We start from the raw sequence: 16406 nt of genomic DNA on the forward strand, positions 1-16406 counted from the left end.
ACTTAGTTTTTAACGAGGGTAACATTTACCGGTGCATCCGGTTTCAGCACCATGGCTCCTGTGGTTAATACGGTATCCCCAACTTTAAGTCCCGAGGTAATTACGATGTTTTCTGCTGTTCTTGTGCCTGCTTGAACTGGCACTTGTAAGGCCTTTCCATTTTTACTGATATAAACTGTTTTCCCCTTTAATACCGGGATGATGGCTTCGTTGGGAATCAAAATAGCATCTTGTAAAGTATTAAGCGAAAGGGCTATGGTAGCAAAGGCTCCTGGCAAAAGTTCCATGTTGGGGTTTTGAGCCACCGCTCTAAGCTGGAGTGTTCTTGTTTGTGTATTAATACCGGGCTCTATGGCAAATACATTTCCGGTATGAACTTTTGCAGAGCCACTGGTTTTAAAAGAGATGGGCGAATCGACATAAATTTGTCCGGCGTATTTTTCAGGAACAGAAAAGCTGATTTTAATAGGGTCGATGCTCATTAGATTGGCAATAACTTTTGTTGGTGTAATATACTCACCGGTTGAAACCGAGCGTAGTCCAATTTTCCCACTGAAAGGGGCATAAATTGATCTTTTAGCCAGTTGTGCACGAATAAGTTGTGTTTGTGCCCTTAAGGAGAGTAAATCGGCTAAAGAAGTGTCATATTCTTCCTGACTGATTGCTCCTTTTTGTAACAACTGTTTTGCACGGTCCTCGTTTGTTGAAGAAAGCTTTTCCAGGGTCAGTGCTTGCTGTAATTGTGCCTGTATATCCCTGTCGTTAATTTTCAACAACAAGGTTCCTTTGCTCACATTAGAGCCTTCTTTGAAATATATGCCGGTAATTAAACCCGCAACTTCACTCTGCAAAGCAATTGATTCATTGGCTTCTATGGCACCTGTTATTCCAAGGTCGTTATTAAAGTCGCTAGTGTTTACCACTATTCCATTTACATTTAATGAAGGAGGAGGTCCTTTTTTATCTTTCCCTCCACCCGAACCGGCAATCTTCTGGTTAGCAGAAATCCGGTAATAGACAAAGTAAGCCATGGCAATGGCAATCAGGACGTAAATGATGTATTTAAGCTTCATAGATAGTCAGTGAGCAGATGTTAGGAGACAAAAATATTTAAATTTCTTATTAGGTTTGTGATGTATTAAGTATGTTACAGCTTAATTAAGTTTTGAACAGCAAAAGGTATAGATAAGTTATAAATTTGCTCGGACTAAAGTACTATAGTAAAACAAATTATTTGGATGAAAAAATCATTAGCAGGATTAGTCGTATTATTAACACTAAGTATGACGGTCAAATCACAGGTAAAAATAGGTTTTGAAATCAGTTTCATTGAACCACAAGCACATTATGCGGAAATAGAAATGAACATCGGTGGTTTAAATAAAGACTATGTGGATTTAAAAATGCCGGTTTGGGCCCCAGGGTCTTATCTGGTACGTGAATTTGCTAAAAGTGTAGAAGGTTTTAGCGCACAGGTAGCCGGAAAATCAGTTAAAACGGAGAAAATTGATAAGAATACCTGGAGGGTTTACCATGCAAAAGCCGATGCGGTTAAAATAAATTACCGTGTTTATGCCTTTGAAGTCTCTGTACGGACCTCTTTTATTGATGATGCTCACGCTTTTTTATCTTCTACAGGTATATTTATGTATCCTGATGGGATGCTAAAAACAGCTAGTACCGTTAAAGTTATTCCTTATAAAGGCTGGACGAAAGTTTCTACAGGTCTGGAGCCGGTTGCAGGGCAGCAATTTACCTACCACGCTGCTGATTTCGATATTTTGTTCGATAGTCCGATTGAAGTAGGTAACCAGGATGTATTTGAATTTACTGCTGCAGGCGTAAAGCATGAAGTTGCCATGTTTGGTGGGGGCAGTTATGATAAAGAGCGTTTAAAAGTCGATATGGCTAAAGTAGTAGCAGCTTCGACCGCTATTTATGGTGAAAACCCGAATAAGCATTATACTTTTATAGTACATAATTTTTCTAGAGGTGGTGGTGGCTTAGAGCATTTAAATTCAACTGTTTTAGGAGCCTCGCGAGACCAGTATACATCAGAGAAAGGTTATTATGGCTTTTTGGGTCTTGTTGCTCATGAATATTACCATTTGTGGAATATTAAACGCCTTCGCCCAGTGGCTTTAGGTCCTTTTGATTACAATAAAGAGAACTACACCACTAACTTATGGATAGCAGAGGGTTTTACTGCCTATTATGAAAATAAAATAATGCTGCGTGCAGGCTTTTCGAGTCCTGAAAAAATTGCTACTGATTTAGCGACAGCAGTTTCCAATGCGGAGAATACACCGGGTGCAAAAATACAGAGTGCAGCTGAGGCTAGTTTTGATGCCTGGATTAAATATTACAGACCTAATGAAAATTCTAACAATACCACTGTATCTTATTACAGTAAGGGAGAAGTGATCGGTTTATTGATGGATGTGGCAATTGCACATGCTACTAAAGGTACCAAAAGTCTTGATGATGTAATGAAAGCCATGTATTTACAAGGAAAAACCTTGAAAAGAGGCTATACTGATGCAGAATTTAAAACCATGGTAGAAAAAATTAGTGGCGTAAGCTTCACTGATTTCTATGCTAAATATGTAAATGGAACTCATGCTATTGAATACGATAAATATTTTGGTTATGCCGGAATAAAAATCAAGAATGAAAATGAAGGCAAACAAATTCCTTATATCGGAGTGGCTTCCAAAATTATTGAAGGTGGGGTATTTATTTCTTCCGTTTCCCGTAATTCTGCCGCTTGGGTAGGTGGGCTGAATGTGAATGATCAAGTGATTGGTGTTGATGGTAATCCTGTGGAGGCCGTTATTGAACGCATGCCTACTATAACAGATAAAAAAGTTGGTGATGTTGTTAAACTAGATATCGTTAGAGATGGTTTAAAGAAAACAATTTCAATTACCTTAAAAGCCAGTCCAAATTTAAAATTGGTTGCTGTTTTAGACGATCAGGCTACTGCAGCGCAATTGCTGGTTAGAAAGCAGTGGTTTGGAATTTAAATAAACCGTTAATACTATTAGAAGGCTGTTTCATTGTAAAAATGAGCAGCCTTTTTTTTATGGCTACTCGTGTTGAAATGGCAAAGACTATTTTGGTAGGTCGTTGGCAGGTCCTTGGTAGGTGGTTGGTAGGTCCTTGGTAGGTCTAAATGACCTGCAAACGACCTACCAGAGATAACCCAGCGTTATCTCAATCTTTAATGAAACCAACAGGAGTAAGCACTCTTTGGTTGTGCTGTTTTTGTCGATCATGAAAAAAAAAGTGATTACATAAATAAGGCTGTCATCATGATTAATGAGACAGCCTTATGTATTTTAAAAGCGATAAAAGTTGTTTCTAGAACGTAAAACGTATAGATAAGCCTAATCCAGAGCCATCAAATTGTGTATCAGGAGCAAGTTCAATAGCTGGTTTCCAATCTAATGAAAGATTCAAAGGAGCTTCAACAAATTTATAATCTAAACCTAAAACGCCATCAAGAGACACGTAAAGATCATTTGAATCGTAATGTTTGTATTTAACGGAACCTAAAGTACCACCAATACCATAATACCAATTTAAACCTGGTGCACCTGCAATAGGGTTGTAAATTTCATATAAGCCCGTTAAGCGGAAATAATTTACATCATGGTGTGATCTGAAATTTGCAATAATGTCCAGCATTTTATTTCCACCTAAACTGGTTTTAAAAGTTACGCCATTAGCGCTTCCAAAGCGTCCACCAATTGCATTTTTGTAATTCTGTGCATTGGAAGTGTTATACATAGCTAATGAAGTAAGAACAATTAGACTAAGAATAGTAAAGATTTTTTTCATAATATTTTAATGTGTTTTTATAATGCAAACCCAATATCAAAAATTATGCCGCTAGTTGTAGCTTGATTTAAATATTTGCTGGTATGCGCGTTTTTTACTCATTCCTTCCTAATTTTTTTAGTGATAGCTTGATTTAAATATTTGCAGGTTCGTGCACCTTCATAAATCATCACAATAAAGCATACCGAAATCAAAATTGGTTTTTTTACAAAATTTAATTTGTTAGATTTGGTTATCAGCATAAATACCAAATCTAAATAAGCAAAAAATGGGATCCGAGATAACACGTGTATTTGACTTACTCCAGTATAATTTAGAGCGATTTCCAAAAAATGAGTTTGTAAGTGGAAAAAGAGGTGGAAAATGGAATTCTTATAGTACCCTTCAGTTTAAAGAGATTGTTGACGATTTAAGTCGCGGTATGATTGCCAAAGGAATGGGTAAAGGTTCGCGTATTGCAGTCATGTCTCCAAACAGGCCTGAATGGAACATCACCGATTTTGCCATTATGCAGATTGGTGCTTTTCAAATTCCACTTTACCCCACACTGGCAGAAAATGACATTAGGTTCATTCTAAAAGATGCGGAAGTCAGCATGCTTTTTGTCGCAGATGAAGCGCTTTACCATAAAATTAAAATTATTGCGGCAGAGTTAGCACAACCCATAAAGATTTATACCATAGATGTGGTGCCCGGTGCAGATCATTGGAAATTATTGTCGGACGAAGGTTCCAAACAAAAGGAAATTAATTTAGAAGCCTATCGTGCTGCGGTGAGTAGTGAAGATATATTGACTTTAATATATACCTCAGGAACTACAGGTACGCCAAAAGGTGTAATGTTAACGCACAATAACCTGATTAAGAATTTTGAGAATTCAGCAGTGTTGCTGCCCCCGGGGATAACAAAAGGATTAAGCTTCCTGCCGCTCTCCCATATTTTTGAGCGGATGATCGTTTACCTCTATTTTTATTGTGGTGTTTCTGTTTACTATGCAGAAAGTATGGAAACCATTGTGGCAGATATACAGTTTGTAAAGCCTAGTGCTTTTTCTACAGTGCCCAGGTTGCTGGAAAAGGTTTATGAGAAAATAATGGAGAAGGGAAAGGCTCTTACGGGTGTCAAAAGAGGAATTTTCTTTTGGTCTGTTGCCCTTGCTGAACAATATGAAATTGAAAATGGGTGGTTTTATAACCTGAAGCTGAGCATTGCAAGGAAACTGGTATTTAAAAAATGGCAGGAAGCTTTGGGAGGTAATATATTGGTGATTGTATCAGGTGGTGCAGCACTTAACCCCAGATTGGCCAGAATATTTTGGGCTGCAGGAATGCCTGTATTCGAAGGTTATGGGCTTACAGAAACTTCGCCCGTAATTACGGTTAACCATTTTGGAGGCAATACCATGTTTGGTACCGTTGGAACAGCAATTGAGGGAATGGAAATCAAAATTGCTGAAGATGGTGAAGTGCTTGCCCGTGGTCATGCAATTATGAAAGGTTATTATAACCGGGATGACCAAACTGCCTTAAGCATAGATCAGGAGGGGTGGTTCCATACCGGTGATATTGGTGAAATTATTAATAGTAAGTTCCTGAAAATAACCGATAGAAAAAAGGAAATTTTTAAAACTGCAGGTGGTAAATATGTAGCACCTCAAATGCTGGAAAATAAATTCAAAGAAACGATTTTAATAGATCAGGTAATGGTGCTTGGCGATAACCGCAAGTTTCCGGCGGCGTTAATTGTGCCTAACTTTGTTGCGTTAAGGGCATGGGCAGCAAAGAAAGTGATTCCCTACACTACTGATGAAGAAATGATCAAAAACCCACAGGTTTTAGAAAAATATCAACAAATTGTTTTCAATAGCTGTAAGGATTTTGGTAAATGGGAGCAAGTGAAGCGCTTTGCCTTATTGCCAAAACCATGGAGTATAGAAGGTGGCGAGCTTACACCAAAACTAAGCTTTAAAAGAAAAGTAATTTTAGAAAGAAACAATGCTATTATTGAAAAGTTATATAAAGATGCAGAGAATTACAAGGGGTAACCCGTTAGTTCTACTTATTGCCCTGGTTATTCCATTAGTTTTAGCAGGCTGTGCCGGCGGACAATTAGGGGTTAAAAGCAGTAAGGAATACCGCAATGGAATGGTGGTGTCAGCAAATCAATTGGCTTCGCAGGTGGGCATTGCTATTTTAAAAAAGGGTGGTAATGCTGTTGATGCAGCTGTAGCTGTTCAATTTTCCCTTGCCGTAGTTTACCCTAACGCTGGTAATATTGGGGGTGGTGGATTTATGGTTTACCGTTCAGCAAAAGGTGAAACTAGTACCATAGATTATAGAGAAAAGGCTGCGGCAAAGGCTTCCAGAAACATGTACCTTGATAGTGCAGGACTGCCCATAGTGGAAAAAAGCATGTATGGATCGCTGGCTGCTGGTGTTCCGGGTTCTGTTGCTGGCATGTTTGAAGCACATCAGAAATATGGTAAACTTCCATGGGCTGATTTGATTGCACCTGCTATTGCCCTGGCTGATCAGGGTTTTGAGGTTAGTGAGCGCCAGGCTAACGAATTAAATGGATTGCAAAAAAGGTTTGCTTTGCTTAATCCTTCAGGCACTGCTTTTATGAAGGCTAGTGCATGGGCTGCTGGTGATCTGCTTGTGCAAAAGGAACTGGCAAATACTTTAACTCACATTAAGGAAAAAGGTAAAGCTGGATTTTATGAGGGAGCTGTGGCAAATGCTATTGTTGCCGAAATGCAGCGCTCGGGCGGAATTATAAGCTTGGAGGATTTAAAAAATTACGAGGCCATTTGGCGCAAACCAGTAGTAGGGATGTATAAAGGATTTAAAGTGATTACTATGCCTCCACCTTCCAGTGGTGGTATCGCGTTAATTCAATTGCTGAAAGCTGTAGAAGGTTACCCCTTAAAAAAATGGGGGCATAATACTGATTCAACAGTTCAAGTGATGGTAGAAGCTGAACGTAGAGTTTATGCTGATCGTGCTGCCCACCTGGGTGATCCTGATTTTTATAAAGTGCCGGGAATACAGTTGATGGATGCTGCATATATCAAAAATAGAATGAGCAGTTTTACATGGGATAAGGCTACATCAAGCACTGCTGTTAGTGCTGGCGTAGTGGCTCCGATGGAACATGAGGAAACTACCCATTTCTCTATAGTTGACCGAGAAGGTAACGCTGTTTCTATTACAACAACTTTAAATGGTTCTTATGGTGCTGGTGTTGTGGTTAAGGGAGCTGGCTTTTTACTCAACAATGAAATGGACGATTTTTCGGTTAAACCTGGTGCACCAAATATGTATGGTTTAGTTGGTGGAGAAGCTAATGCCATTGCACCAAATAAACGCATGCTCAGCTCCATGACTCCGGCCATCCTGGAAAAAGATGGAGACTTATTTATGGTAGTGGGTACGCCGGGAGGTTCAACCATCATCACATCCGTTTTTCAGACCATATTGAATGTTATCGATTTTGATATGAACATGCAAGCTGCTGTAACGGCAAAAAAGTTTCATCACCAATGGTTACCAGATGAAGTACAGGTGGAAACAGGAGCCTTGGATAGCGTAGCACAACGTGTTTTAGAGAGAAAAGGTTATATTATTAAGCCCCGTGGGCCAATAGGAAGGGTAGATGCAATTTTGAAAACCAAGTGGGGTTTTTACCAGGGAGGGGCTGATCCGAGGGGTGATGATCTGGCCATAGGCTGGTAGTTTAATAATTGGTATAAGTATTGTTAATTGTTTCCTTGATAGCATATATACTTAATTATAAAATCATGAAAAAAAACTTATTAAAATGCCTTTCGGCTACTTTTGCTGTAGCTTTAATGGCTAATGTGTTGCAGGCCCAGGAAACGGTTAATCCGCCTGTTAAATTAAATACATGGTCTATTGGTGTTAATGCGGGTGCTTTAACACCCATTTCACCCTTAGGTGGTAAAAATGATTTCTCCAACTGGAAGACCAATTTGGGTTATGGTTTATACATTAAAAAACAAATCACTCCTTACTTCTCTTTGAGGTTAGATGGAGTTAGAGGTAAATTAAGCGCAGATAATACCGAGCCTTTTGATAATGGTGTAGCAATTACAGGTGGTGTAAGTAGTTTTGAGACTGATTTAAATTATTCAGGTAGCTTAAATGCTGTGGTTAATATGTTTAATATTGATATGTTTCGTAAAGAAAATATACTTCAATTATATGTATCGGCAGGTGCGGGTTTAGCCGGTTATAAAACAAAGATTACCTCTGCTGCTGGAACAAGAGATTATACTTCAGATAACATTTCAGAACTAATTATTCCGGTAGGCCTTGGTGCTAAATTCAGACTGGCCGATAAGGTTAACTTTGATCTGGGTTGGACAGTCAATTTTGTTGATGGCGACAATCTTGATGGTTTTTATAAAGGGAATAATAACGACAAATATTCTTATGCACATGCAGGTTTAGAGTTTTCTCTTGGAAGTGGAGAGAAACAACTGGCATGGCATAATCCTGTAGCTTTAACTTACGATGAGGCTTTAGCGGCTAAAGAAACTGCTACTGCTTTAAAAGGAGTGGTAGATGCTCAAAAAGCAGAGAATGCTCGTCTAAGAGCAGATATGGATAATCTTTTAAAAGACAGTGATGGCGACGGTGTTGCTGATAAATTGGATAAATGTCCTGATACACCTGCAGGTATAGTTGTAGATGGTTCTGGTTGTCCACTAAAAGTTGCGCCTACCAAAGTTATTGTAACCGAGGCAGATCGTAAAATTGTGAATGAAGCAATTAGAAACCTGGAATTTGATTTAGGAAAATCAACACTAAGGGCTAAATCTTATCCAACATTAAACAGGGTTGCTGCTTTATTAGTGGAGAAAAACTTTAGCCTGAAACTTGCCGGACATACTGATATTACAGGTTCAATGAAATTGAACTTAGCCTTATCGAAAGACAGAGCAGAAGCGGTAAAATCTTATTTAGTGTCTCAGGGTGCTAATCCATCCAGAATTGAAGCAACAGGTTATGGTCCAAACCAACCAATTGCATCTAATAAAACTGCCTCTGGTCGTCAAAAAAATAGAAGGGTAGAATTTACCTTATTTTAATAGTCAGCGCTTAATTTTTTTAAAGCTGCATCTTAATCGGATGCAGCTTTTTTTTGTTTGTTTTTTGAGAAAATATACTTGCAAGAGCAGATATTATTCTTTAGCTTTGTTATGCAAGCATAATAATTTAATGAAACAGCAGGAAACAATAGATTCTTTATTAAAGGTGGTTTGGCAAAATATGGCCAATTCATATAACCAGATAGCTTCTGGATTTGAAATAACCCAAGCCATTGGCTATGTGTTGATTAATATTGAAAAAGAAGGCACACCGGTTTCCCGGCTGGCAGGACTGCTTGGTGTAAAAGCCACCAGCTTATCCCGGATGTTAAATAACATGGAGTTTCTTGGTTTGATTTACAGGGAGCCTTGTTTAGGCGATAAACGATCAGTAAAAGTTTATTTAACTGATTTTGGCCGCGAGAAGCGGCAATTGGCAAAAGGTGTAGTTATTTCATTCAATGAATACCTCGCTAAAAACTTAACAGTAAGTGAAAGAAATAACCTGATGACCACCTTACAAAAATTAAATACACTCACTTTAGCATATACAATTAATTCAGAAGATGATAAATAAAAAGATTAATAAGGTAGCAGTATTGGGTTCCGGTATTATGGGCTCACGTATTGCCTGTCACTTTGCAAATATCGGCGTAGAGGTTTTATTGTTAGATATTGTGCCCAAAGAAGGGGATAAAAACAGCATTGTAGCTATGGCTTTGCAAAATGCCATAAAAACAAATCCTTCTCCGGTTTACTCGAAGAAGGTGTTGAATAAAATTACCATAGGTAATTTTGACGATGACATGCCAAAAATAGCAGGCTATGATTGGATTATAGAGGTCGTTATAGAAAACCTTGACATCAAGAAAAAGGTGTTTGAGCAAGTAGAGCAATTCCGTAAACCGGGAACTTTAGTGACTTCAAATACATCAGGTATCCCTATCCACTTAATGGCGGAAGGTAGAAGTGATGATTTTAAAGCAAACTTCTGTGGATCTCACTTTTTTAATCCGCCACGGTATTTGCATTTATTGGAGGTCATTCCAACCCCACATACCAAACCAGAACTTGTTGATTTCTTAATGCACTATGGAGATAAATTCCTTGGTAAAACAACTGTTCTTTGTAAAGATACTCCTGCATTTATTGCCAACAGGGTAGGCGTTTATGCTATTATGGCATTGCTGCACCTGGTAGAGAAAATGGACCTTACCGTAGAAGAAGTAGATAAATTTACTGGTCCGGCTTTAGGCAGACCGAAATCTGCAACATTCCGTACTACAGATGTGGTAGGTTTAGATACCATGATAAAGGTAGCCAAAGGATTATATGATAATTGCCCGGATGATAAAGCACGTGCCTTATTTAAACTTCCTGCCTACGTTGAAAAAATGGCGGAAAAAAATTGGTTAGGCGATAAAACCAAACAGGGTTTTTACAAGAAAACTAAAAGTGCAGAAGGGAAAACAGAAATATTAGCTTTAGACCTGAAGACTTTAATATACCGTCCGCAACAAAAGGTTAAATCTTCAACTTTAGATTTAACCAAGCCTATTGAAAACCTTAAAGATAGAATGAAGGTATTTGTTGCAGGAAAAGATAAGGCCGGTGAATTGTTCCGGGCGGCCTCTTTTGGCTTATTTGAATATGTCTCTGATCGTATTCCTGAAATTTCTGATGAACTGTATCGCATTGACGATGCCATGCGCGCTGGCTTTAAATGGGATTTAGGTCCTTTTGAACTTTGGGATGCTATTGGTGTAAAAGAAGCTATCGAAGGCATGAAAGCTTATGGCCATAATGCTGCGCCATGGGTTCAGGAAATGCTGGATGCTGGTCATACTTCTTTTTATAAAGTTGAAGATGGTGTTAAAAAGTATTACGATATTCCTTCTAAAGGCTATAAGGCTGTTCCGGGTGCAGAAGAATTTATTATTCTTGATAACCTACGTGCCCATAAAACCATCTGGAAAAATTCTGGCGCTTCCATCATTGATTTAGGTGATGGCATTTTGAATGTAGAGTTCCATTCTAAAATGAATACCATTGGTGGTGATACGTTACAGGCTATTAATAAAGCGATAGATCTTGCGGAAAAAGAATACCGTGGGGTTGTTATCGGTAACGATGGTGCCAACTTCTCTGCCGGAGCCAATGTTGGAATGATCTTTATGATGGCTGTGGAGCAAGAATGGGAGGAGTTGAATATGGCTATCAGGGCTTTCCAAAATACTTCCATGCGTATCCGTTATTCTTCCATACCTGTTGTGGTAGCACCTCATAATTTAGCTTTAGGTGGCGGTTGCGAATTTAGTTTACATGCGGATCATGTGCAGCTCCATGCAGAAACCTATATGGGATTAGTAGAGTTTGGTGTTGGCTTAATTCCTGGTGGTGGTGGTACTAAAGAGTTTGCCTTGCGTGCATCGGATGAATTTAAGGATGACCAGATTGTTCAAAATGTACTGAAAGATCGTTTTTTAACTATCGGGATGGCCAAAGTATCTACCTCAGCGGTCGAAGCTTTTGAACTGGGTTATTTACAAAAAGATAAATATTCCATCTCCATGAATAGAAGTCGTTTAATTGCTGATGCCAAAGCGAAAGCGATTGAACTGGCTGAGGCTGGTTATACACAACCGGTTAGGCGTAAAGATATCAGGGTTTTAGGTAAACAAGGCTTAGGTATTGTTTATGCAGGTGCAAATACCATGTATTCTGGTCATTATATTTCTGAGCATGATAAAAAGATCTCAGAAAAACTCGGTTATGTGCTCTGTGGTGGTGATCTTTCGGCGCCAACAGAGGTAACTGAGCAGTATTTACTGGAGCTGGAAAGGGAGGTGTTTTTATCGCTTTGTGGAGAAAGGAAAACATTGGAACGGATCCAAAGTATTGTAACTAAAGGTAAACCTTTAAGAAACTAATTATAAATTCTAAAGACATAGACATGCAAGAAGCATATATAATAGCAGGATATCGTACAGCAGTGGGCAAGGCTCCACGTGGTGTATTTCGTTTTACAAGAGCCGATGATTTAGCTGCTGAAGTAATCAAACACCTTGTAGCCTCAGTTCCAAATTTAGACCAGGAACAAATTGACGATGTTATTGTGGGTAATGCTACACCAGAAGCGGAACAGGGGTTAAATATTGGCCGGATGATTTCTTTAATGGGCCTGAATACCGATAAGATTCCTGGGGTAACCATTAACAGGTATTGTGCATCAGGACTGGAAACTATTGCTACGGCTGTAGCGAAAATTAAAAGTGGTATGGCTGATTGTATCATTGCTGGTGGGGTTGAAGTAATGTCTGGTATGCCTTTTGGCGGCTGGAAAATTGTGCCTAATGTTGATGTTGCCAAAACTAATCCTGATTGGTACTGGGGTATGGGCTTAACGGCTGAGGCTGTAGCTAAAGAATATAAAGTGAGCCGCGAAGATCAGGATCAATTTGCTTTTCAATCTCACCAAAAAGCAATTGAGGCCATTAAAAATGGTCATCTCGAGGGTGGCGTTATTCCTATTACTATAACTGAGAATTATGTTGATGCCAACATGAAGAAACAAACCCGTAGTTATGTGGTGGATACAGATGAAGGGCCAAGAGCAGATACTTCTGTAGAGAAACTGGCGAAATTAAAGCCTGTTTTTGCTGCTGATGGTTGTGTTACTGCAGGTAATTCTTCTCAAACTTCTGATGGTGCGGCCTTTGTTTTAGTGGTTTCTGAACGTAAAATGAAGGAATTAGGTGTTGAGCCTATCGCTCGATTGGTAAGTTATGGTGTTGTAGGTGTACCGCCTAGAATTATGGGTATTGGACCAATTTATGCGATACCAAAGGCTTTAAAAATGGCAGGCATGACTTTAGATCAAATAGACCTGATTGAGCTGAACGAAGCTTTTGCTTCACAATCTTTAGCCGTTGTTAGGGAATTGGGCCTCAATACCGATATCCTGAACGTAAATGGGGGTGCAATTGCTCTTGGTCACCCCTTGGGTTGCACCGGAGCTAAACTATCTGTGCAGTTGTTTAGTGAATTGAAAAAAAGAGATAAAAAATACGGCATGGTATCCATGTGTGTGGGTAATGGACAAGGGGCTGCAGGTATTTTTGAAATGTTATAAACTGGATTTGGAAGATAAGATTATGGAAACTACAGAAAAGAAAACAATTAAAGGTGGTGAATTTCTAATTATGGATACCACTTACCAGGAGGTCTTTATTCCTGAAGAATTTGATGAAGAACAAAATATGATCGCACAGACCTGCCGTGATTTTTTGGCGGCAGAAGTTTATCCAAATCTTGATCGTATAGATCAATTAGAAGAGGGTTTAATGCCTTCATTATTAACTAAAGCTGGCGAACTGGGTATTTTAGGCGTGTCAATTCCTGAAGAGTTTGGTGGTTTTGGAAAAAACTTTAATACTTCTATGCTAGTTGCAGATGTAATTGGTGCAGGACATTCATTTGCTGTGGCCTTGTCTGCACATACGGGTATTGGTACTTTACCAATATTGTATTATGGAAATGAAGCGCAGAAAGCGAAATACATCCCTAAATTGGGTACCGGTGAATATAAAGCGTCCTATTGCTTAACAGAACCGAACGCTGGTTCTGACGCCAATTCTGGGAAGACAAAAGCGAAATTAACAGAAGACGGTAAACATTATGTCCTCAACGGACAAAAAATGTGGATCACCAATGGTGGTTTTGCAGACATTTTTATTGTTTTCGCAAAGATTGATGACGATAAAAACCTTACTGCTTTTATTGTAGAGCGCGACTTTGGTGGTATTACTATGAATTCTGAAGAGCATAAAATGGGTATCAAAGGTTCTTCGACCAGGCAGGTGTTCTTTAACGATTGCCCTGTGCCGGTAGAGAATATGCTGTCGGACCGGGAAAATGGTTTTAAAATAGCAGTTAATATTTTAAACATCGGTAGGATAAAATTAGCTGCAGCGGCAATCGGCGGTTCTAAAGCTGTGATTAACCAGGCTGTGAATTATGCTAATGAACGCGTTCAGTTTGATCGCCAGATCTCTAAATATGGTGCCATAAGGCATAAAATGGCAGAAATGGCTAGTAAGGTTTATGCTGTAGAGTCTGCAAATTACCGTGCAGGCCAAAACATTGATGATGCTTTTGATGCTTTGGTTGCTAGTGGAATGGATGAAAGTAAAGCGAAGTTAAAATCTACAGAGCAGTTTGCTGTAGAGTGCGCGATCCTGAAAGTTTGGGGTTCTGAAGTGTTGGATTTTGTAGTGGATGAAGGCGTCCAGATTTATGGTGGTATGGGTTATTCTGCTGATGCACCAATGGACCGTGCTTATCGTGATGCCAGGATCAATCGTATTTTTGAAGGTACGAATGAAATTAACCGTTTACTTACGGTAGACATGATGTTGAAACGGGCGATGAAAGGGGAATTGGACTTGATGACCCCAGCTACAGCGGTTGCTGGAGAGCTGATGTCTATTCCTGATTTTGGTGAAGATGAGGATACTTTGTTCGCTGCAGAAAAGAAAATTATTAAGAACTTGAAAAAAGCAACCCTGATGGTTGCTGGATCTGCAGTTCAAAAATTAATGATGAGCTTATCTAAAGAACAAGAAATATTAATGAACATTGCTGACATGGCTAGTTATGTTTATATCGCAGAATCTGTGATGTTAAGAACCGAAAAGTTGGTTAGCTTAAGAGGCGAAGCGGCCTGTGCTGGTCAGCTCAACATGATGCGTATTTATTTTGTAGAGGCTGTTGATGGTGTTCAAAAAGCTGGTAAAGAAGCTCTTTGGGCTTTTGCTGAAGGTGATGAGCAGCGAATGATGATGGTAGGTTTACGCAGGTTTACAAAAATGGAAGCCTTCAATGTTAAAGATGTACGTCAAAAAGTTGCTCAGGAGCTGATTGCAGCTAATAAATATTGCTATTAAATTATTAAATCTCGAATAGTGCAGGCGCCCTTTAGTTTTAAGGGCGCCTTTTTTTACACCCATTTGTTAAAATTGGTTAAAAATTGTTCTATCAGCAATAAAAGACTATTTTTGTGCATTATGTTAAAAAACAAGATTTTATTGGCAGCAATTGCTTTGGTGCTTAGCTTTTCTGCTTGTCAGAAAGAGGAACCTTACAATAGGGAAGCGCAATTAAAAACTGATACGGAGATCATTCAGAAATTTATTGTTGATCAAAAATTAACTGACGTAAAAGAAAGCAATGGTTTGTTTTACCAGGTTCTTACCCCAGGTACAGGTACTGCCACAATACAATTAACTGATACACTAACGGTAAATTATGAAGGCAAGCTTTTAGATGGGACAGTATTCGATGAAACAAAAGATGGTGCAATCAAACTTCCACTTAATCAAGTGATAGAAGGTTGGCAGAAAGGGATACCTTTGGCTAAAGAAGGCGGACAGATCAGACTGCTTATTCCTTCACCAATGGCTTACACCAATAGAAAGATTGGTGTCATTCCAGCTAATTCACCATTGGATTTTATAGTGGATATAGTTAAAGTAAGTAAAAAAACAAATTAATAATCATACGAATGCTTAAAAAATTAACTGCATCATATGCGCTTGCTTTAATCGGCCTAATTGTTCTTTTGGGCTCTTGTGCAAAAGAATATCAATCCATTGAATCTACGGATGATGCAAAAATTCAACAATACATTACAGCTAATAACCTAACGGTGACTAAAGATAGCTCCGGGTTTTATTACCAGATTATTAATCCTGGTACCGGAGATTTTTTCTTAAACACTGATTCTGTATTATACCATGCCTCTATTAAATCGTTATTAAAGGGAACAGCCTACTATACTGATCCTGCGAATGGTAATTTTGGAACCTATGTAGGTTATGCTAATAATTTTAACGGAACAAATATTCCTGCTATCAGAACAGCAATACTAGCCTTAAAACCGGGTGGTTCTTTAAGGGTATTATTGCCATCCTATATGGCTTTTGGCAGAAATGGGTTTCCTACAATTAATGTCCCTTCAAACGAGGTGATTGATTTATTGATAACCACGATGCCTGAGAAGAAACAAGCAGCGCTTGATGACAGGTTAATTCGTGAGTTTATTACGGCAAAAGGCATTACCGGAATGGTTAAAGGACCTGCTGGAATCTATTATGTAATTAATCAGCCTGGAACGGGTACTGATCCAATTAATGCAGGATCTACTGTTACCGTAAAATACTCAGGAAGGTATTTTGATGGAGTTGTATTTGATTCTTCTGCAGATGGAATTAGCTTAAGCTTAGCCAGTGTCATTCCTGGTTGGAGAAAGATTATTCCTTTATTGGTAAAAGGTGGTAAAGTTAGAATGCTTATTCCTTCTGGTGAAGGTTATGGTACTGCCGGTTCAAGTCCTATTCCTGCTAACGCTATTTTAGACTTTGATGTTGAAGTTACTGAGGTCACTAATTAA

At 38.8% G+C, this 16406-nt stretch carries 12 protein-coding genes; 10 read left to right on the forward strand and 2 right to left on the reverse strand.

From position 1 onward, the window contains the following. Positions 1-2: 2 nt before the first annotated feature. Complete coding sequence (locus AAKU52_RS10935; protein WP_354333310.1) at positions 3-1073, reverse strand: efflux RND transporter periplasmic adaptor subunit; 1071 nt, start codon at positions 1071-1073, stop codon at positions 3-5. A gap of 165 nt (positions 1074-1238) precedes the next feature. On the opposite strand from AAKU52_RS10935, the gene AAKU52_RS10940 reads away from it, so the two are divergent. Next, positions 1239-3026 (forward strand): M61 family metallopeptidase, encoded by a 1788-nt coding sequence (locus tag AAKU52_RS10940; RefSeq protein ID WP_354333312.1) that lies wholly within the window; start codon positions 1239-1241, stop codon positions 3024-3026. 337 nt (positions 3027-3363) lie between these two features. On the opposite strand, the gene AAKU52_RS10945 is transcribed toward AAKU52_RS10940, so the two are convergent. Continuing rightward, positions 3364-3843, reverse strand: coding sequence for a hypothetical protein (locus AAKU52_RS10945; RefSeq protein WP_354333314.1), 480 nt, complete (start codon positions 3841-3843; stop codon positions 3364-3366). Between the two features lie 268 nt (positions 3844-4111). Between AAKU52_RS10945 and AAKU52_RS10950 the strand changes: the two genes are divergently transcribed. The 9 genes from AAKU52_RS10950 (at position 4112) to AAKU52_RS10990 (ending at position 16406) form a co-directional block, all read left to right on the forward strand. Next, the gene (locus AAKU52_RS10950) at positions 4112-5887 is read left to right on the forward strand and encodes an AMP-dependent synthetase/ligase (RefSeq protein WP_354333316.1); all 1776 of its coding nucleotides are present in this window, start codon (positions 4112-4114) and stop codon (positions 5885-5887) included. Continuing rightward, positions 5865-7577: a gamma-glutamyltransferase gene (gene ggt / locus AAKU52_RS10955; protein WP_354333318.1), complete on the forward strand. Its 1713-nt coding sequence runs from the start codon at positions 5865-5867 to the stop codon at positions 7575-7577. Before AAKU52_RS10950 ends, ggt begins: the two co-directional genes overlap by 23 nt. 65 nt (positions 7578-7642) lie before the next feature. Next, the gene (locus tag AAKU52_RS10960) at positions 7643-8956 is read left to right on the forward strand and encodes a DUF6089 family protein (protein ID WP_354333320.1); all 1314 of its coding nucleotides are present in this window, start codon (positions 7643-7645) and stop codon (positions 8954-8956) included. A 130-nt stretch (positions 8957-9086) separates the two neighbouring features. Beyond that, positions 9087-9533 carry a MarR family winged helix-turn-helix transcriptional regulator gene (locus AAKU52_RS10965; RefSeq protein ID WP_354333322.1) on the forward strand — a complete coding sequence of 149 codons (447 nt, stop codon included), beginning with the start codon at positions 9087-9089 and terminating at the stop codon, positions 9531-9533. Further along, on the forward strand, positions 9523-11886 hold the full coding sequence (locus tag AAKU52_RS10970) for a 3-hydroxyacyl-CoA dehydrogenase/enoyl-CoA hydratase family protein (RefSeq protein WP_354333324.1): 2364 nt from the start codon (positions 9523-9525) through the stop codon (positions 11884-11886). The genes AAKU52_RS10965 and AAKU52_RS10970 overlap by 11 nt, the downstream gene beginning before the upstream one ends. Before the next feature lie 23 nt (positions 11887-11909). Beyond that, positions 11910-13088: an acetyl-CoA C-acyltransferase gene (locus AAKU52_RS10975; RefSeq protein WP_354333326.1), complete on the forward strand. Its 1179-nt coding sequence runs from the start codon at positions 11910-11912 to the stop codon at positions 13086-13088. 22 nt (positions 13089-13110) lie between these two features. Beyond that, positions 13111-14901, forward strand: a complete 1791-nt coding sequence (locus AAKU52_RS10980; protein WP_354333328.1) for an acyl-CoA dehydrogenase FadE — start codon at positions 13111-13113, stop codon at positions 14899-14901. A gap of 120 nt (positions 14902-15021) precedes the next feature. Continuing rightward, complete coding sequence (locus AAKU52_RS10985; RefSeq protein ID WP_354333331.1) at positions 15022-15507, forward strand: FKBP-type peptidyl-prolyl cis-trans isomerase; 486 nt, start codon at positions 15022-15024, stop codon at positions 15505-15507. Positions 15508-15518: 11 nt separating this feature from the next. Further along, positions 15519-16406 (forward strand): FKBP-type peptidyl-prolyl cis-trans isomerase, encoded by an 888-nt coding sequence (locus AAKU52_RS10990; protein ID WP_354333333.1) that lies wholly within the window; start codon positions 15519-15521, stop codon positions 16404-16406.

Origin of the sequence: Pedobacter sp. CG_S7 (assembly GCF_040544395.1) — a bacterium.
In the GTDB taxonomy this organism is placed as follows: Bacteria; Bacteroidota; Bacteroidia; order Sphingobacteriales; family Sphingobacteriaceae; genus Pedobacter.

Bases quoted from the DNA above. Each gene is read 5' to 3' on its own strand.
- AAKU52_RS10935 (WP_354333310.1), bottom strand. From the start codon at position 1,073: ATGAAGCTTAAATACATCATTTACGTCCTGATTGCCATTGCCATGGCT.
- AAKU52_RS10950 (WP_354333316.1), top strand. From the start codon at position 4,112: ATGGGATCCGAGATAACACGTGTATTTGACTTACTCCAGTATAATTTA.
- AAKU52_RS10990 (WP_354333333.1), top strand. From the start codon at position 15,519: ATGCTTAAAAAATTAACTGCATCATATGCGCTTGCTTTAATCGGCCTA.
- AAKU52_RS10985 (WP_354333331.1), top strand. From the start codon at position 15,022: ATGTTAAAAAACAAGATTTTATTGGCAGCAATTGCTTTGGTGCTTAGC.
- ggt (WP_354333318.1), top strand. From the start codon at position 5,865: ATGCAGAGAATTACAAGGGGTAACCCGTTAGTTCTACTTATTGCCCTG.
- AAKU52_RS10960 (WP_354333320.1), top strand. From the start codon at position 7,643: ATGAAAAAAAACTTATTAAAATGCCTTTCGGCTACTTTTGCTGTAGCT.
- AAKU52_RS10940 (WP_354333312.1), top strand. From the start codon at position 1,239: ATGAAAAAATCATTAGCAGGATTAGTCGTATTATTAACACTAAGTATG.
- AAKU52_RS10970 (WP_354333324.1), top strand. From the start codon at position 9,523: ATGATAAATAAAAAGATTAATAAGGTAGCAGTATTGGGTTCCGGTATT.
- AAKU52_RS10965 (WP_354333322.1), top strand. From the start codon at position 9,087: ATGAAACAGCAGGAAACAATAGATTCTTTATTAAAGGTGGTTTGGCAA.
- AAKU52_RS10945 (WP_354333314.1), bottom strand. From the start codon at position 3,843: ATGAAAAAAATCTTTACTATTCTTAGTCTAATTGTTCTTACTTCATTA.
- AAKU52_RS10975 (WP_354333326.1), top strand. From the start codon at position 11,910: ATGCAAGAAGCATATATAATAGCAGGATATCGTACAGCAGTGGGCAAG.
- AAKU52_RS10980 (WP_354333328.1), top strand. From the start codon at position 13,111: ATGGAAACTACAGAAAAGAAAACAATTAAAGGTGGTGAATTTCTAATT.